Consider the following 16,033-nt stretch of genomic DNA (forward strand, 5'->3'; position numbering starts at 1 on the left):
CTGCGCGCTCGGCGGGACGCTCGTGGGCCACAGCCTCTCGATGATGCGCTCCGTGGGTACGACCGACCCGCGGGCGACCAGCAGCTGCACAAGCACCATCCGTGCGAGGCGGCCCCGCGTGTCGACCGGACGGCCGTCGGCCTCGGCCCGGAACGCGCCGAGAACCTTCAATGTGATCATGACAAGCCCATCGTAGACGGACCGTTCGTCAGTGGTGCGGGGACCGCATCACCGTCCCCAGGCGCGCCCGATCGGCCCCTACCAGGAGCGGTGGACGGGACGGGTGGCGCCGCAACCGGGTGAAGCCCCTGGCGATCCGGCTCAGCAGCCTGTGCACGCGGCCTCCTTCCGGGCAGCCCGGCCGGCTGCGCACCCTCAGCTCCCGTCCGTCCGCGGCACCGGTTCCGCGAGCGAGCGGAACCGGTCCCACTGCACCTTCGGGCGGCGCAGGCCGCGGAGCCGCAGGTAGCGGTCGGTGGACCGCTTCGTCCGGTTCAGGACCCGCAGAGCGTCGCTCGCGCGGCCCGAGCCCATAGGTTCGACCACACTGGAGGGCTCCAGGAGCCATCCGGCACGGGTCCGCCGCAGGTCGCCGCGCACCAGCGCGTTGTACATGTGATTGAGCAGTTCGTCGTGCCGGTGGACCAGGAGGCTGGCCGGTCCCGGCTCGACCGGGCAGTTCGACGGCACCTCGACCAGGTAGCCCGACCGCGTGGGCCGCGGGCGGGTGCGGGCCAGGACCGGTGCCCCCGAGGCGCTGCGGGCGGCGAACACCGCCGAGGGCATGCGCCCCAGCTGTTCGGAGCCGGGCAGCTGCCACGGACCGGGCGCGGCGGGCGGCAGGCCGTCGGTCAGCAGCTCGTCCAGAGGCGGCCGTACGACGACCTGCTCCGGCTCGACCGTGATGAGCAGGCGCAGGTAGTACCAGGACATCAGCGGCCTCATGGGAATCCTGAGGTACGAGCGGCTGTGCGGCTGCCGCTCGAAAAGCGTGCGCCAGTACTCCTCGGCACCTCGCGGGCCTGCCATGACCGTGTCCGGGCACTCGGCGCGGCCGCTGACGAAGATCTGCGGTGCGTGTTCGAGACCGCTGCCTGTCGGGTCGGAGAAGAGCAGGGCCACCCGGCCGTCGCGCCGTATGTTGAGCGCCTTCTGCGCGAATGCGAGCGAGGTGGTCAGCAGCAGCGTCCCGTCCTCGCGGCGTGCCACCGCCGTCGGCCAGACCAGCGGTGTCCCGTCCTTCGCCAGGGTGACGAACTCGCAGGTCCGGTAGGCGTCCAGGGCGCCGGGCGGTGCGGAGTCGAGCAGGGTCATCGCGCCGCTCCGACTGCCAGGAGGGCGGATGTCCGGCGGGAGACACGGTGGACCAGGCCCTTCGGGTGGATGTGGGGGCCTCGGGGGGCACTGCTGGGAGACACGCTCGTTCGCTCCAGGATCGATTGCCGACAGCGGTTACGACACGGTCCCTGCCACCTCTTGGCACGCACTTGGCACCGACTTGCCGTCGCCGGTGAGGGTCGGCTCCCTTCCCCACCGGCGCCTGCCGATGAGGTTTCGGCCCGCTCGGGGAACCACTGGCATGGGCCAACGCCACGGTCGTCCGCTTCGTCGGCGTCCTGTCCGCGCGCCAACGCCAACGCCAACGCCAGGGGGGCACTGCACGCGATGATGCGGCATCAGCTCGCCAAGCTGGCTGTGGGCCGGAAGTCGTGGTCCAACGCCAGATGGACGGCGCAGCCGGCGTCGGCCGTCGTGGCGCCCGGCACGTCGAGGCCTCGATGGTCTCCCGGCGCACCTCGGTGCCCGCGGCGCTCAGGGTGGCGTCCTGCTCGGATGCACGCCCCGGGGCGTGGGCTGCGGACGTTGCGTGCGGGGCCGGGCAGCGCGGCAGGTCAGGCGGAGGTGGCGAGTGCCTGGCTGGGCTGGGTCTGTTCGTAGGCGTGGCCGACCCGCAGGAGCGCGGGCTCTCCGAGGGGCCGGCCGAGCAGCTGCATGCCGATGGGCAGGCCCGTCGCGTCGTGGCCGACCGGAACGGTCAGGGCGGGCACTCCGGTGATGTTGGCGGGGGCGCAGAGTCGTACGTAGGCGTCGGAGACGCTCTCGACGGTGCCGTCGGGCCAGGTGACGGTCTCCTCGCCGGCCATGACGGCGGGCATGGGTACGCTCGGGGCGGCGATCACGTCGACCTCCTCCAGCATCCGTGCCCACTCCGCGCGCATGAGCGTGCGCGAGCGCTGGGCGCGCAGGTAGTCACCGGCGCTCATCAGCTCGCCGGCCTCCAGGAGGATGCGGACGTCCTCCTGGTACCGCTCGGGGACCGTACGCAGGCTGCCCTCGTGGTAGGCGGCGGCTTCGGGCACCATCAGGCCCCACTGGGTGGCCTGGACGTAGCGGGTCATCGGGATGTCGACTTCGACGATTCGCGCGCCCAGGGCTTCCAGTTGTGCGACGGCGTGCCGGACGGTGGTCTCCACCTGCGGGTGGACGTGGTCGAAGTAGTAGGTGCGCGGCAGGCCGATGCGCAGCCCGGTCAGGTCCGTGCCGGCCGGGGGCCGGTAGTCCGCGGCGGGCACGGACAGCGAGGCGGGGTCGCGCGGGTCGTGTCCGGCCAGCGCGGTCAGGACCAGGGCGGCGTCCTCGACGGTGCGGGTGATCGGGCCGACGTGGTCCAGCGACCACGACAGGGAGGTGACGCCGTGACGGGGGACGAGCCCGTAGGTCGGCTTGAGGCCGACGACCCCGTTGAGCGCGGCGGGCACCCGGATGGACCCGCCGGTGTCGGTGCCCAGGGCGAAGGTGGCGGTGCCCGAGGCCACGGCGACCGCGGAGCCGCCGCTGGAGCCGCCGGCGACCCGGCCGCGGTCCCAGGCGTTGCGGGTCTGCGGGGTGGTCAGGCCGAACGCGAATTCGTGGGTGTGGGTCTTGCCGAGCAGGATCGCACCGGCCGCGCTCAGACGTGCGGCGACCGTGCTGTCCGCTGCCGCGCGGTGGCCGGTGCGGACCCGGGAGCTTGCCGAGGTGGCCATCCCCTCGACGTCGATCAGGTCTTTGAGCCCCATCGGGATGCCGTGCAGCGGTCCCCGGTGGCGGCCGTGCGCCACTTCGTGTGCGGCTTCGCCGGCCGACCGGCGCGCCTGCTCCGCCGTGACGGTGACGTAGGCGCCGAGGTGCGGCTCCGCCTCCTCGATGCGGTCGAGTACGGAGTCGACCAGTTCGACGGGGGACAGGCGCCGGGCACGGATCGCGTCCGCGGCGGCGGCGAGGGACAGTTCATACGGTTGCATCGCGCTTCTCTTCCTCGTGCTGTGCGGCACGGTAGGCGGCGGCGGGCGGGACGTCCGCGAAGTCCAGCTCGCGGAGGACCTTGACGACGCTGTGGATGTGGTTGGCGACTGCGGCGACGGCCGCGTGGCGTTCGGCGGGCAGGACCAGTCCGGTTCGGGCGGCCCAGCGGGCGGCCTCGGGTGGGGTGAGTTCGTCAGCGGCCATGGGGTTCTCCCTTTCGGTGGGGGTGGGGACGGCGGCGTGGCCGACGCTCGGCAGGCCGACGGGCGCCGGCCGGCGGCTCGCGCCGGGTCGGCCGCGGGGTTCGTCCGGCGGACGGCCGTGCGGTCAGGCCGCGCCGACGGGGAGCTCGGCGCCGTGCTCGGCGAGGAGCCGGTAGCGGCCGTTCTCCCGGCGGACGGTGCCCCCGGTGGGGTGCGGGAAGTGGGTGCCCAGGAGCAGCGCACCGGTGTCCGCCAGGGCGTCGAGGAGCCGGGTGCGGGTGCGGACCGCCTGGGCGGGGTCGATGTCGACGCAGCTGTTCACGTGGGGGTGGGACAGCTGGACGGGGTGGTGGATGCTGTCGCCGGTGATCAGCGCGCGGCGGTCGCTGCCGCGCAGTTCCACGGCGACCTGTCCCGGGGTGTGGCCCGGGGCGGGGAGGAGCAGGACGCCGGGGGCCACCTCGTGTCCTCGCGCGGGCACGTCCACGAGGTCGTACTGTCCGGCGTCGCGGACGGGGTTGACGGAGTCCCGGAACATCTGGCGCCGGGGCTCGTCCAGGTCGGCGGTGGCCCAGTGGTCCCACTCGGTGCGGCTCGCCAGGTAGCGGGCGTTGGGGAAGGCGGGGACCCACTCCCCGCCGGAGAGGCGGGTGTTCCAGCCGACGTGGTCGGTGTGCAGGTGCGTGGTGATCACCAGGTCCACGGACTCGGGCGGGAAGCCGGCCGCCGCCAGGCGCTGCGGGAAGTCGGTGTCAAGGCCGTTCCAGGCGGGGTTGGCACGCGACTTGTCGTTGCCGATGCCGGTGTCGACGACGATGCGCAGCCCGCCGGCCTCCACGGCGAAGCTGTGGCTCGCCAGACGCGGCACATCGGCGTCGGCGAAGTCGGGGCGCAGCCACGGTGCCTCGTCCAGGACCTCCTTGGTCGCGTCCGGCAGGAGCCAGGACCCGGTCTGGCGCGGCAGTTCGATCTCGTCGACGCGTCGCACGACGATGTCGCCGAGGTTCCATCCCGTGCTGGTGCGGGAGGCGGCCGGAGGGGGCGTGGCGGCGGTGACCATCGTCGGGTCCTTTCGGATGGGGCGGGCAGGAGAGCACCTCTCCCTCAGGCAAACGCAAATCTTTTGCTTTTGCCTGAGGCGAGAGTAGGCCCCACCTCCACCAAAAAGCAAACAGTTAGCTTTTAGCCACCCGAGGCAGGTCGGGGGCGAGCGCCGTCGCCACGAGGCGGTCGGTGTAGGCCGACGACAGGTCCGAGGGGCGGAACAGGATGCGGTACAGGAGGGGGGCGACGACGACGTCCAGCAGGGTCTCCACATCGGGGACGGCCTCCCCGCGCCCGGCCGCGCGCACCCCGATGGCCTTCAGCTGCTCGGCGGCGTAGTCGGAGCAGCGCAGCGCATTGCCCTGCCCTGGGTCCCCCAGCAGTGCGTCGCGGACGTATGTGCGGCCCGCCGTGGAGGACATCTCCTCCGCGAACTGCACCGCCCACGCGGCGAGGTCCGCCCGGAGATCACCGTGGTCGGCCGGCGGGGCGTCCGGGCGCAAGCGCTCGACGGCCACGTCGGACAGAAGCTCCCGCAGGTCCCCCCAGCGCCGGTAGACGGTGGAGGGCGTCACTCCCGCACGGGCGGCGATCAGCGGCACGGTGAGCGCGTCCCGCCCCACCTCGGCCTCCAGATCGCGGACGGCCTGGTGCACGGACTGCTGGACGCGGGCGCTGCGGCCGCCGGGGCGCGAGGTGGGTCGGGCACTCATGCATCCAGCTTAATGCGAAGGAGTTGCGTATGCGTCGGCCCTCCCGGCCGCTACGGGGCGACGCGGTCGACGAGGACGCCCTCCAGGAGCGCGGCCAGGTAGCGCCGAGCGGTCTCCGCACGTGCGGCGGGGGCGGTATGGACGTTTGCGGCGTAGGCGATGCCGCACATCAGCGGTACCAGGTCGTCGGCGGTGACGCCGGCGCGCACCACGCTGGCGTCGAGGGCCCGCCGAAAGAGCTGCCGCCCGGCGGACGACAGGGTCTGCTTCAGTTCGGTGGTGCGGGGCAGCGCGTCGGTGGGCGCGGCGGTGACCGCGGAGAGGGAGGCGTCGGCGGCCTGCGCTTCCACCGTGCGGGTGAGGAAGCCAGTGAGGGCGCGGGCCGGATCCTCGTCAGCCAGGGCCCGTTCGCCGTGGGCGGCGAGCGCCTCCAGGCCGGGGGCCGCGACGGTTTCCAGGAGCGCCTCGGCGGTGGGGAAGTGGCGGTACACGGTGCCCACGCCCAGGGAGACACGGCGGGCGACGTCGTTGAGCTGCAGCGGTGTGCCCTCGTCCACCATTTCCCGGGCCACGGCGACGATCCGCTCCCGGTTGCGGGCAGCGTCCTTGCGCAAGGGGGCGGTCGTCATGCCGGAAGTCTAACCGGATGACCCATCCGCCCCCGGCGTGTGCCGCGGCAGGCGCCCCGCTCACGCCGTCCCGACGGGGGCGAGGCGCTCGCTGAGCCGGCGCACGGCGTCGACGGTGCGCGGATCCCTCGCCGCGCGCGAGGGCGGCACGAGGGTCACCCGGGGTCCGATGACGATGCCGGTCAGACCGGCCAGGGAAGGATCGGTGGCGGCGTGGATCGAGGGCTTCGCCGCCGCCGAGGCCGGACCGGATGTGGAACGTTCGAACGTGCGCCGCACCAGCGGCCACAGCAGTCGCAGCCCCGGGGAGACGATGCGTGGATCGCTCATGGTGCCGCGGGTCATGTCGGTCGCGGCACCACCGGGGTCGGCCGCGAACACCGAGACGCCGGTACCGTCGAGGCGCTCGGCCAGGTCCAGGGTGTAGGCGAGGTTCGCGAGTTTGGCGCGGCCGTACCAGTGGAAGCCGTAGTAGCCGCCCGGCGGTTCGACGGCGTCGAACACCCGCTTGGCCACACCGACGGCGCCCGAGGTGACGTTCACGATCCTGCCGGGCGCACCGGCGTGCAGGGCCGGGAGCAGCAGTTCGGTCAGCAGGTACGGCGAGAGGTGGTTCACCGCGAACGACGCCTCGATGCCGTCGGGCGAGTCCTGCCGGCGGGGGAACATCGCTCCGATGTTGTTGACCAGGACCGACAGCGGGCCGTCGGCGGCCACGCGTCCGGCGAGGGAGCGGACCGCGTCGAGCGAGGCGAGGTCGGCGGCCAGGAACCGGGCGGAGTACTGCGGGGCCGTGGCGTTGATCTCCTCGACCGCACGCGCGCCCCGCTCGTGGTCCCGCCCGACCACGGTCACCGCGAGCCCGGCGGCGGCCAGTCCCCGGGCGGTCTCCCGTCCGATACCGGCCGTTGCGGCGGTGACGAGCGCTGCCTGCTTCATGGGATTCCCCTCCGCCTATGTGGATAACCTATCCGCTTGGCAGAACGATAGCAGATGCGGATTACCTATCCGGTTTGGCTCCGGAGTCCCGCCTTGACCTGGGATCGAGCCGGCCGGGACCGCGTGGCGGTGATGACGGCCAGGCCGTCGGGCCGGGTCGGCGACGGCCGGGCCGACTACTCCCACAAATACCGGCGTCACGGCGTGAACGTGCAGGTCGTCACCGACCCCGGGGGCCGGCTGCTGTGGCTCTCGCCCGCCTTGCCGGGCCGCACCCACGACCTGACCGCCGCCCGTGCCCACCGGTCCACCGGATCTGCGAGCGTCAGGGCGTTCCCATCCTGGCCGATCTCGCCTGCCAAGGCGCCGGCCCCTGGCTGACCACCGGCATCAAACGCAAGCCCCTGCAGGAACTGGCCCCCACCGAAAAGACCCTCAACCAGGCACGCGCCACCGCGCGAGCGCCCGTCGAACGCGGCGTCGCGAGGCTGAAGTCCTGGCGAATCTTCCGCAGATCCCGATGCAGCCCCAACCGCATGACGTCAATCGCCAAGGCCATCCTCACTCTGGAGCGGCAGCGCTGAAGAAGCTCAGTGAAGCCCGTGGTCTGCGTCACCGAGGGCGAGTTCGCCGTAGAGGCCGTTCCCTCCGTGCGGTCGGCGGTGCTGCCACCGTCCGGGGCCGGCACCGCATCGACCCGTCGACTCAGTTAGGTGCGGCCGTGGGGGCGCCCGGTTCGGTAGCACAGACAGTGCCGCGGTCCTGGACTATCGCGCAGGCGCGGGCGTCCTCAGGTTTGTCCGCAGCCACCATACGGGTGTGCGCGTCACGCCCGTACTGCTGGCGGTACTCCTCGGCAGGGCCTTGGATGGGCGTGATGGCCACGCGGTCCCCAGGTGAAGTCTTGCTCATCTTTGCCCAGGCGGCGCTGCAGTGGGCGCTGTAGCGAAGCTCGATTACCGCTCTGTACTGGTTGCCGGAATACGCCGTGACCGCATCCCTGGAACAGATCGACTGGGCCGGCTCCAGCGAGGCGCACGCACTTCCATGGCAACTGACCGTGAGGGACGGCGACGCTGCGGACGAGGAGGCCGGCGGCGGTCCCTGTGATCCGGAGGACGTGTTCGCGTCACTGTCGAGGGTCCAGAGCAGGAACGTGCCCGCGATCACGGCGGCCGCGAGCCCGGAGATGGACACCAGGATGGCCCGCGTCATGCGGCGGCCCTCCTGTGGGACCGATCCGGTAGCCGTGGCCGGCTGTGTGTGCCCTGCCGGGACGACGGACGCGTTGTGGTGCTGCTCCTCGGTCCGCTCAAGAGCCGTGGCCTGCGTCTGCCGTGCTTCCTGCGCCGCCCACGCGACCTGCCACACCCTGAGCAGCTCGGTCTTCTCGACCACTCGGGGTGCGGCGTCGGCGAAGCTGATCAGCGCCTCCCGCCGGGGCAGTTTCCCTTGCGTGCACCAGCGGTTCCAGGTGCTTGACGAGGCATCGGTCTTGCGCCCCATCACGTTGTAGGACCAGCCCAGCTCCGCCATGTACCGGCGGATCAGATTCAACAGCGCCGCGAGTTCCGGAGACTCCGGCGACTCAGCAGAGCTGTCCTGTGCCATCTCATCACGGCCTCCGCCCGTCCCTAACTGTCCCACACAACCCCCAAGTGGCTTTGAAACGTGCTGGTCAGCGGCTTACGCATCCCGATGTGACCCACTGTCACCCAGACTCTAGCGCTGGTACGGCGGGACGGTCAGCGTCCTCTTTCGAGCGACAACGCTCACCAACGGCCCACGAGCCAGACCCTGCCACGCGGGGCGCGGGCCCGGGCAGGACCGAGAGGACACAGCGGTGAGGAAGACGACCAAGCAGGCCATCAGCTGGGCTAGTGCGGCACTCGCGAGTGGAGGGATTCTCTTCGCGGGCATGACGATCCTGCCGGCGAACGCGAGCTCCCCCGCGAGCTTCGGCGTCAGGGGCGTGGACACCAGCCACCACAACCACGCCGGTGGTGCGGCGATCGACTGGAACAAGGTCCGCGCCTCCGGTTACGTGTTCATGGTCGCCAAGGCGACCGAGGGCGCCGACTGGAGCGACCGCTGGTTCAGCCGCGACCTCCAGGCCGCCAGGCAGGCCGGGCTGTTGCAGGGTGCGTACCACTTCTACGGGCGCACGCCGGGGGCCGCCCAGGCCCGCAACTTCGTCGACACGATGAAGGCGGCCGGCTACACGGGAAAGCGCGCCGGAGAGCTGCCGCCCACACTCGACCTGGAGCTGGACAAGGCCGGGCACTGCCCGGGCAACTTCAGCACCGCAGGCGTCAAGGCCTTCCTCGACGTCGTGAGCACGCAGATGGGTGTCAAGCCGATCATCTACACCAACAAGCCGTTCGTCGACACCTGCATGAACGGGAACGGGTCGATGTTGGCGGGTCACGTCCTGTGGCAGCCGCGGTACGAGAGCGGCACGAAGGAGCCCGCAGCCGTTCCGCGTGCCGGGCAGGGCTGGAAGATCTGGCAGTACACCGAGACCGGCAACGTGCCCGGCATTCCGTCAAAGAACAACGTCGACCTGAATGTCTTCCGGGGCTCGCTCGCCGAGCTGCGGCAGCTCGCCCATCTCGGCGCCGGGGGCGGGGACAGTACCACGCCCGCCCCGCAGCAGCCGACCGCTCCGCCGGTCACCGGGGCGCCGGTCCTCAAGGCGAACAGCCGCGGTACCGACGTCGTCACTGCGCAGGAGCTCCTGAACGCCTCGGGTGGCCGGATCGACGCGGACGGGGAATTCGGCCCCGCCACCACCGCCGCCGTCCGCACCTTCCAGACCACCAAGAAGCTTCCCGCCGACGGCATCATCGGCCCCCGCACCTGGGGGGCGCTGCTTGTCACGGTCAAGCAGGGCAGCCGTGGCCCCGCCGTCAAGGCCCTGCAGCATCAGCTCAACGCCTCGGGCGGCCACATCGACGCGGACGGGGAATTCGGCCCCGCCACCACCGCCGCCGTCCGCACCTTCCAGACCACCAAGAAGCTTCCCGCCGACGGCATCGCCGGCCCGCGCACCTGGAGCCTCCTGCTCACTGACACCGGCGGCTCCGCGGGTGTCCCGGCGGGCAGCGCCGTCGCCCTCGCCAAGCAGCTCCTGGAGACGCCGGGGATCACATTCGCCCGCACGCACTCGGAGACCCGTCACAACGCCTCCAGCGCCTACAGCAACATCGTCGACATGGCCGCCGGGCGCGGCGCGCTCACCAGCCCGGGAAGCCACGTCGGGTCCAAGCGGGTCCAGCTGGACCCGCGCATGCTCCGGGGCCTGCTCACCCTGCACGACAAGTACGGCTACCGGATGAACATCAGTGAGTTCGTCGGCGGTGTGCACAGCAAGACGTCCCGCCACTACCGCGGCCTGAGCTTCGACGTGAACGTGATCAACGGCAAGCACGTCGGCAAGGGCGCACCCCACAAGGCCGTGATGAACCTCTGCTCCCAGCTCGGGGCCACGGAGCTCCGCGGCCCCGGGGACCCGAACCACGACACCCACATCCACTGCGCCTGGAAGTAGTCCGGCCACACCTCAAGGGGGCGGACGCCGACCGGCGTCCGTCCCCTGTCGACCGTCCCCCTCATCCTCCTCGGAGAAGACCATGACCACCACACGGTCCGCACGTCGTGCCGCTCAGCCGCGCCAGCCCTCTGGATCGCTGAAGCGGCTGCTCAGCTGGCTGCGACACCACCCGCTGGCGATGGGGCTCGTCGCTGTCGCCGTCCTCACCCTGACCGCCTCGGCCTGTCAGAACGCCCAGGGCCGCGCCGACAACACCGCACCGCCAGCCGCCGTGCCGACCTTCGCCGACTGCCCGACGGCCCCCTGCCCCACACCCGGCGAAGACGCCGGCACCGACCGCAAAGGCGGGGACTCGGAAGGCGCCGGCAACACCGAAACCGGCACTCTCCTGGCACAGACCCCGCCTCCCGCGCCACTGGAGACACCGGTACACCGACCCGGCTCCGGACCGCGCGCCTGGCCTCTCGTGAAGACCGGTGCCAAGGGCGAGAGCGTCGCCGCGATCCAGCTCCTGCTCACGGCCCATGGGTACCGCACCGACGTCGACGCGGTGTTCGGCCCCGCGACAACGTCACACTTAATCTCCTACCAGCGTGATCGCTCCGTCGCCGCCGACGGCATCGTGGGTCCCGACTCGTGGCACGCCTTGATCATCAACGTCCGCACTGGTGACAAAGGCCCCGCCGTCCAAGCCGTCCAACGCCTCCTCACCGCAAACAGCCACTCCCTGACCGTGGACGGGGTCTTCGGCCAAGGAACCGCCCAGGCCGTCACAGCCTTCCAGACCGAACACCAGCTCACCGCCGACGGCATCGTGGGCCCGGACACCTGGTCAGCTCTCGCCAACCTCACGTGACCGGCAGTGGTCGCGCAGCAGCCCTGTGCTCACCATGCCGCGGACTGCCATGAGCCTGCCCTCTTGCAGGGCCAACAACAACATCGACATCGCGTCCTCGCCCTCCTGAAGGAGATCGTCGGCGTCAAGAAGCAGTTCGCCCAGCGGCCAGGGTCTGGCGGCTGTTCGGCAGCGCGCCGGGCGGCCGTCCCGAAGTCTGTTTTGCCTCATGCTGGTCGGCGGTCCTGGGCGGTTCGGCCGTCACGGCTCGTTGGAGACCGTGACGGACCGTTTGGCGGGGGTTCGCTCAGGAACGGGCCGGCCTGCGTACCGACAGACGGAGGCTCTTGTCCTCGTTGCGGGTCAGGAACACGGCGGTCCCGTCCTCGGTGTGCTCGAAGGGGAACTCCGTCCCCGCCTCAAGAGGCTTTGCGTCACCGGTGGTGGTCCTCAGATCCAGCTGGGCGAGCACGTAGAGACCACCGGGTAGTCGCGGGTGGCATCGTCGCTGGAGGCGACCTGCTGGCCGCAGACCAGCCGGGCCTGAGGTGCTCCGGTGCGCAGGTCGTGGACGGCCCAGATCGGGCTGTCGCCAGCCCTTTCCGCGCGCCAGCTGATGAGGGCGTGTCCGGCCGCGACGCCGTAGACACTGCCGTTCCGGTCTCCCAGGAAGCCGGACTTGGGGCCGACGCCCTCGGGAGTCACGTGTTCGCTGAAGTAGCGTCCCGGCATGCCGAAGCCTCCTCTGGGCAGGGCGACCAGGGGTCCGTCGGCAGTGGCGGCGACGACACGGCCGTTGCACAGGGGCGGGCGGCACTGCTCAAGCAGCCGGCCGGAATCCTGGACAGCTACTTCTCCGCTGGTCACGTTGACCGTCGCGCTCCGGTCCGGAAAGTACCCCTCTTGTCCCCAGGCGACGAGCAGCCGGCCGCCCGTTGCCTGGACGCGGATCTCGCCGGGGTCGGCCGACACCGGTACGTCGATTTCCCGCAGGGGTTTGACCGACTCTCCCTTCGCGTTCGCCGGGAAGATCGCCAGGCGCACGATCTCGGCGCCGTCGTGCAGCTGGTCCTTGCCCCGCAGGCCGTGGGCGTAGGCCACGACGTAGGAGCGGCCGTCGATCTCCACGCCCTTCAGGTCCGGGATCTCTGCCAGTCCACTGGAGGCCTTCTGGGCCCCGGCTACCGGTGTCAGCCCAGCCCAGGGGGCAGACCGCCAGGCCAGCTTGCCGTCGGCTGAGCGTGTGGAGATGGTGTAGCCGTCGGGTGAGGCCTGCATGAACGCAACGGCCTGCGACCGCGGCACCACCGACACCGGCAGCGTCCTGACGGACTGCGGTACCCACGAGAGGACCTCGTCCCATCCCTTCGCGGCGTCGAAGGCCGGCGGCACGCTCAGCTTCGTGGGCGGTGCGGCGGCTGCGGCACCGCCCAGCCAGTCGCCCGCCTTGTTCTCAGCTGTGTCAGTGCCGCTGGAGCAGCTGGTGGCCAGTAAGGCCAGCAGAGCTGCCGCGGTCATTGCCTGTGCCGTACGCATCTTCTCGTCCTCTCGGGGGCGTCTGCCGTGCCGCGGGCGAAGAGCAGGTCGCCCGGCAGGATCGCGTTCTCGGGCACGGCGCGCCCGTCGTGGAGCCGGGTGTAGGTGGTGCGGGTGATCTCCTTGCGGGCCACTCCGTACGCGCGCCGGGTGAGGGAGGAGCAGTCGCAACGCTCGGACAGGTGGGGGCCGTGGGGGTTGGTGCAGCTGCCGCCCCACTGGTACATCGTGCCGAGCCGGCCCAGTGCAGCCGGGGTCCTCAGGCCCCGCCGCTGCCTGCGGCCACGCTTCCGGTCACTCGCGTCCACACCGCGCAGCCACAGACCGCCGGACCCCGTCCACCAGGCCGACACCCGCCCCGGAAGCTGCGACGCTCAATGACCGCGACCCGATATGCGACCGAGCCAGCCGGCTCATTCTGCAGTGTCAGCACCCGGGTGGAGGGGGCCCGGACGCAGCCGTACCCCGCCCTTGGCCAGCCACTCGGGCGGCACGGTGTGCGGGTAGTCCTCGACCCGGCGCAGGGGGAACTCCCCCAGGCCCGGGGGCAGTGCGTGGGTGCCGGACTCCGGCAGCCGCGATGTCTGGATAAAACGGATCTACACCCCTTCACCAAGGAACAGTGCATTTCCATCGACCCGTACCGAACCTGTCACCGCGGACGTACCCTTTATCCCGTTCGAAGCAATAATCGCCGCAGAAACGCCGATCGAGCCGGATCGTTACCTCAAGTTTTGCCCAGATCCAGTGACATCGCGGCGGCAGCATTCTTAGCTTCCTCTTACACGCGTCTTGACGCTTCTACGTACCCCCGCGGTTCCACGCGCATCGGCGATCCCGCTCCGCGTCCCGCGTCCCCGACGAAAGAGTTGCAACATGAAGGTCCCCAAGGCTGGTGCGATGGCCGCTGTGATCGGCCTCGCCCTGACCGCCACCGGCTGCGGCGGCGACGAAGGACCCAAGGGGACCCTCTCCATCGGCATCGCCTTCGACCAGCCCGGTGTCGGCCTGCGCGAGGCGGCGGGCACCTTCTCCGGCTTCGACGTGGACGTCTCCAGGTACATCGCCAAGGAGCTCGGCTACAAGCCCGAGCAGATCGAGTTCAAGCGGGTCGACAGCTCCGAACGCGAGCTGCTGCTCCAGTACAACGAGGTCAAGTTCGTCGCCGCGACCTACTCGATCAACGACCAGCGCCGGGAGAAGGTCGACTTCGCGGGCCCGTACTTCACGGCCCACCAGGACCTGCTCGTCCGCGCCGACGACGCCACGATCACCAAGGCCGAGGACCTCAACAACAAGAAGCTCTGCTCCACCGCCGGCTCCACCTCGGCGCAGAACGTCAAGCAGAAGCTGGCACCGAAGGCTAGCCTGCTTGAGCTCGACGGCTACTCGGAGTGCCTGATCGCCCTCCAGGACGGCCTGGTCGACGCCATGACCACGGACAACGCGATCCTGGCCGGTTACGCCGCCCAGAAGGGCAACACGGGCAAGTTCCGCCTCGTCGGGCTGAACCTGAGCAACGAGAGCTACGGCATCGGCATCAAGAAGGGCAACCGGGATCTGCAGGCCAAGATCAACGCCGCCCTCAAGAAGATGGTCAAGGACGGCTCCTGGGAGGCGGCCGTGAAGAAGAACTTCGGCCAGGCCAACTTCAAGCACGAGCCCGCGCCGCAGGTCACCTCCGCGAGCAGCTGACGACGCCACGCCCCGGGGCGCGGCGCACCGCGTCGGTGAGGTCGTCCAACCCGTCTTCCCGGCCGTGTGACTGCCTCGCCCACGTGTACGGGAACGCAAGCGATCGTCCAGGCCGGGAGCCCCGGTATCCCTCGGGCATGACGGACGCGGAATGGGCTGAGGTCCGTGCCGCTCTCCCGGTTCCGGGCTGGCTCGAGGCTCGAGGGACGGGGCGGCCAGCCGGAAGGCTACTGCCATCGCCAGATGGTCGACGCGGTCCGTTACCTGGTCGCGGGCGGTATCACGTGGCGGTCGATGCCCGCTGACCTCCCCGCGTGGGACCGCGTCTACGCCTTCTTCCGACGCTGACGCGACAAAGGCCTGACGGCCGAGTTCCACGACTGGCTGAGAGACCGGATCCGTGAAGCGGCCGACCGCGACCGGGAGCCGACAGCGGGCATCATCGACGCTCAGTCGGTGAAGGGCGCCTCCTCTGTGCCGGCCGCGACCAGGGGCTTCGACGGCGGCAAAAAGGTCAACGGCCGCAAGCGTCACATCGTGGTGGACACCCTCGGTCTGCTCTTGACCGTCGTGGTCACGGCGCCTCCGTCACCGATCGGGAGGCCGGGCAGAGACTGCCGGCCCGGCTGCACGAACGGCACTGGCGCATCACGCGGGTCTCGGCGGACGGCGGCTACACCGGCCAACTTGTCGACTTCGCCCGCAGCATGCTGCGGATCGCGCTGACGGTGGTCAAACGCAACGGAGACACCACCGACTTCGTCGTCCTGCCCAAAAGATGGCTGGTGGAGCGCACGTTCGACTGGTTGATGCGCTCACGCCGTCTGGCCCGCGACTACGAAAGCCGAACCGACAGCGCCGAGGCGATAATCCTCTGGTCGATGAGCATGGTCATGAGCCGCCGCCCCGCCCAGCGACGACGCCGAACAAGCCCGGACGCTGTTCTGCCAGCCAGCCACGCGCGGCCAGGCGCTTGACCTTCGACCACACACCCTCCACCTTCGCGGGCACAGGCTCCACTCCTACCGCCACCGCGAGTTCCCGACAGTCCATCGCCACGGGATCCGCCTCACTGCTACCCGTCAGAGCGTTCATGAGCTGCTGGTAGTCCGGCGACAGCATCGCAACGGCGAGGCGTTCGCGCCACACCGGCACCACCGAACCAGGCACCGCACCCACCACCCCAGCCGGCCGATCGCCGGCCACCCCGCCCGATGGCCCTGCCTCACCGCGAGGTTCCCCAAGGACCTCGGCCACCGCCTCACGGACGATCACGAACCGCTCCCACACAGCCTCGGCCTCCCGCAACTCGGCCTGAAGGGCATCCACCCGCTGCCGAGCGGCACGTTCACGCTCCTCCGGCAACCCCATCACCGACGGCATCCGGCACCTCCACCGAAGAGACGACACGACATCTCGTCCCTGCCACCAGAAGCCCCACCCCACTCCTGACCAGCAGAAACGCATCCATCTCTCTCGGAAAGACAACGGCCTCTCACCCGCCACCAGCCTGGCACCCTCCCCCGCCAGGCGGTGTATCTCCACCAACGCACCGCCGGCCGCATCGGAAGCCTCACCCGACTCATCCGCCAAGCCGCGTC

Annotated in this window: 16 protein-coding genes and 2 pseudogenes; 6 read left to right on the top strand and 12 right to left on the bottom strand. The window is 70.7% G+C overall.

Translation table 11 applies throughout. The features are described from left to right. Nucleotides 1-375 precede the first annotated feature (375 nt). The 7 genes from B4U46_RS00530 to B4U46_RS00560 all read right to left on the bottom strand — a co-directional run bounded on the left by B4U46_RS00530 (nt 376) and on the right by B4U46_RS00560 (nt 6,813). Nucleotides 376-1,314, bottom strand: coding sequence for a pyridoxamine 5'-phosphate oxidase family protein (locus B4U46_RS00530; RefSeq protein WP_079423078.1), 939 nt, complete (start codon nt 1,312-1,314; stop codon nt 376-378). 578 nt (nt 1,315-1,892) lie between these two features. Further along, nucleotides 1,893-3,284, bottom strand: coding sequence for an amidase (locus B4U46_RS00535; RefSeq protein WP_079423079.1), 1,392 nt, complete (start codon nt 3,282-3,284; stop codon nt 1,893-1,895). Continuing rightward, the gene (locus B4U46_RS00540) at nt 3,271-3,489 is read right to left on the bottom strand and encodes a hypothetical protein (RefSeq protein WP_079423081.1); all 219 of its coding nucleotides are present in this window, start codon (nt 3,487-3,489) and stop codon (nt 3,271-3,273) included. The genes B4U46_RS00535 and B4U46_RS00540 overlap by 14 nt, the downstream gene beginning before the upstream one ends. 123 nt (nt 3,490-3,612) lie before the next feature. Beyond that, nucleotides 3,613-4,548, bottom strand: coding sequence for an MBL fold metallo-hydrolase (locus tag B4U46_RS00545; protein WP_079423083.1), 936 nt, complete (start codon nt 4,546-4,548; stop codon nt 3,613-3,615). A 115-nt stretch (nt 4,549-4,663) separates the two neighbouring features. Next, a complete protein-coding gene (locus tag B4U46_RS00550; RefSeq protein WP_079423084.1) occupies nt 4,664-5,245 on the bottom strand; it encodes a TetR/AcrR family transcriptional regulator in 582 nt (193 codons plus the stop codon). A gap of 50 nt (nt 5,246-5,295) precedes the next feature. Beyond that, nucleotides 5,296-5,874 (bottom strand): TetR/AcrR family transcriptional regulator, encoded by a 579-nt coding sequence (locus tag B4U46_RS00555; protein WP_079423086.1) that lies wholly within the window; start codon nt 5,872-5,874, stop codon nt 5,296-5,298. A gap of 60 nt (nt 5,875-5,934) precedes the next feature. Then, on the bottom strand, nt 5,935-6,813 hold the full coding sequence (locus B4U46_RS00560; RefSeq protein WP_079423088.1) for an SDR family NAD(P)-dependent oxidoreductase: 879 nt from the start codon (nt 6,811-6,813) through the stop codon (nt 5,935-5,937). Between the two features lie 153 nt (nt 6,814-6,966). Between B4U46_RS00560 and B4U46_RS00565 the strand changes: the two are divergent. Then, a pseudogene (locus B4U46_RS00565) lies at nt 6,967-7,397 on the top strand (transposase family protein); the annotation flags it as partial. 121 nt (nt 7,398-7,518) lie between these two features. On the opposite strand, the gene B4U46_RS00570 reads toward B4U46_RS00565, so the two are convergent. Beyond that, nucleotides 7,519-8,424: a helix-turn-helix domain-containing protein gene (locus B4U46_RS00570; RefSeq protein WP_079423090.1), complete on the bottom strand. Its 906-nt coding sequence runs from the start codon at nt 8,422-8,424 to the stop codon at nt 7,519-7,521. Nucleotides 8,425-8,731: 307 nt separating this feature from the next. Between B4U46_RS00570 and B4U46_RS00575 the strand changes: the two genes are divergently transcribed. After that, nucleotides 8,732-10,363, top strand: a complete 1,632-nt coding sequence (locus B4U46_RS00575) for a GH25 family lysozyme (RefSeq protein ID WP_237292438.1) — start codon at nt 8,732-8,734, stop codon at nt 10,361-10,363. A gap of 82 nt (nt 10,364-10,445) precedes the next feature. Further along, nucleotides 10,446-11,222 carry a peptidoglycan-binding domain-containing protein gene (locus B4U46_RS00580; RefSeq protein WP_079423094.1) on the top strand — a complete coding sequence of 259 codons (777 nt, stop codon included), beginning with the start codon at nt 10,446-10,448 and terminating at the stop codon, nt 11,220-11,222. Nucleotides 11,223-11,508: 286 nt separating this feature from the next. Here B4U46_RS00580 and B4U46_RS37135 read toward each other — a convergent pair whose 3' ends face one another. Genes B4U46_RS37135 through B4U46_RS00595 form a run of 3 tightly spaced genes read right to left on the bottom strand, consistent with a single transcriptional unit; the run spans nt 11,509 to nt 13,045 of the window. Then, on the bottom strand, nt 11,509-11,673 hold the full coding sequence (locus B4U46_RS37135) for a hypothetical protein (protein ID WP_159036846.1): 165 nt from the start codon (nt 11,671-11,673) through the stop codon (nt 11,509-11,511). Next, nucleotides 11,652-12,719 carry a hypothetical protein gene (locus B4U46_RS00590; RefSeq protein ID WP_079423097.1) on the bottom strand — a complete coding sequence of 356 codons (1,068 nt, stop codon included), beginning with the start codon at nt 12,717-12,719 and terminating at the stop codon, nt 11,652-11,654. The genes B4U46_RS37135 and B4U46_RS00590 overlap by 22 nt, the downstream gene beginning before the upstream one ends. After that, complete coding sequence (locus B4U46_RS00595) at nt 12,716-13,045, bottom strand: C40 family peptidase (protein ID WP_237292440.1); 330 nt, start codon at nt 13,043-13,045, stop codon at nt 12,716-12,718. The genes B4U46_RS00590 and B4U46_RS00595 overlap by 4 nt, the downstream gene beginning before the upstream one ends. Before the next feature lie 568 nt (nt 13,046-13,613). Between B4U46_RS00595 and B4U46_RS00605 the strand changes: the two genes are divergently transcribed. From B4U46_RS00605 to B4U46_RS36010, 3 genes and pseudogenes are all read left to right on the top strand, one after another. Beyond that, a complete protein-coding gene (locus tag B4U46_RS00605; protein ID WP_079423100.1) occupies nt 13,614-14,432 on the top strand; it encodes a glutamate ABC transporter substrate-binding protein in 819 nt (272 codons plus the stop codon). A gap of 243 nt (nt 14,433-14,675) precedes the next feature. After that, the gene (locus B4U46_RS38615; protein ID WP_237292442.1) at nt 14,676-14,780 is read left to right on the top strand and encodes a transposase; all 105 of its coding nucleotides are present in this window, start codon (nt 14,676-14,678) and stop codon (nt 14,778-14,780) included. Nucleotides 14,781-14,906: 126 nt separating this feature from the next. After that, nucleotides 14,907-15,409 (top strand): annotated as a pseudogene (locus B4U46_RS36010) (transposase). Here B4U46_RS36010 and B4U46_RS00615 read toward each other — a convergent pair. Next, nucleotides 15,324-15,815 carry a hypothetical protein gene (locus B4U46_RS00615; protein ID WP_079423102.1) on the bottom strand — a complete coding sequence of 164 codons (492 nt, stop codon included), beginning with the start codon at nt 15,813-15,815 and terminating at the stop codon, nt 15,324-15,326. The pseudogene B4U46_RS36010 and the gene B4U46_RS00615 overlap by 86 nt on opposite strands. Nucleotides 15,816-16,033 lie beyond the last annotated feature (218 nt).

Origin of the sequence: Streptomyces katrae, from assembly GCF_002028425.1 — a bacterium.
GTDB classification, from domain to species: Bacteria; Actinomycetota; Actinomycetes; order Streptomycetales; family Streptomycetaceae; genus Streptomyces; species Streptomyces katrae_A.

Bases quoted from the DNA above. Each gene is read 5' to 3' on its own strand.
- B4U46_RS00530 (WP_079423078.1), bottom strand. From the start codon at position 1,314: ATGACCCTGCTCGACTCCGCACCGCCCGGCGCCCTGGACGCCTACCGG.
- B4U46_RS00535 (WP_079423079.1), bottom strand. From the start codon at position 3,284: ATGCAACCGTATGAACTGTCCCTCGCCGCCGCCGCGGACGCGATCCGT.
- B4U46_RS00540 (WP_079423081.1), bottom strand. From the start codon at position 3,489: ATGGCCGCTGACGAACTCACCCCACCCGAGGCCGCCCGCTGGGCCGCC.
- B4U46_RS00545 (WP_079423083.1), bottom strand. From the start codon at position 4,548: ATGGTCACCGCCGCCACGCCCCCTCCGGCCGCCTCCCGCACCAGCACG.
- B4U46_RS00550 (WP_079423084.1), bottom strand. From the start codon at position 5,245: ATGAGTGCCCGACCCACCTCGCGCCCCGGCGGCCGCAGCGCCCGCGTC.
- B4U46_RS00555 (WP_079423086.1), bottom strand. From the start codon at position 5,874: ATGACGACCGCCCCCTTGCGCAAGGACGCTGCCCGCAACCGGGAGCGG.
- B4U46_RS00560 (WP_079423088.1), bottom strand. From the start codon at position 6,813: ATGAAGCAGGCAGCGCTCGTCACCGCCGCAACGGCCGGTATCGGACGG.
- B4U46_RS00570 (WP_079423090.1), bottom strand. From the start codon at position 8,424: ATGGCACAGGACAGCTCTGCTGAGTCGCCGGAGTCTCCGGAACTCGCG.
- B4U46_RS00575 (WP_237292438.1), top strand. From the start codon at position 8,732: ATGACGATCCTGCCGGCGAACGCGAGCTCCCCCGCGAGCTTCGGCGTC.
- B4U46_RS00580 (WP_079423094.1), top strand. From the start codon at position 10,446: ATGACCACCACACGGTCCGCACGTCGTGCCGCTCAGCCGCGCCAGCCC.
- B4U46_RS00590 (WP_079423097.1), bottom strand. From the start codon at position 12,719: ATGACCGCGGCAGCTCTGCTGGCCTTACTGGCCACCAGCTGCTCCAGC.
- B4U46_RS00605 (WP_079423100.1), top strand. From the start codon at position 13,614: ATGAAGGTCCCCAAGGCTGGTGCGATGGCCGCTGTGATCGGCCTCGCC.
- B4U46_RS38615 (WP_237292442.1), top strand. From the start codon at position 14,676: ATGGTCGACGCGGTCCGTTACCTGGTCGCGGGCGGTATCACGTGGCGG.
- B4U46_RS00615 (WP_079423102.1), bottom strand. From the start codon at position 15,815: ATGCCGTCGGTGATGGGGTTGCCGGAGGAGCGTGAACGTGCCGCTCGG.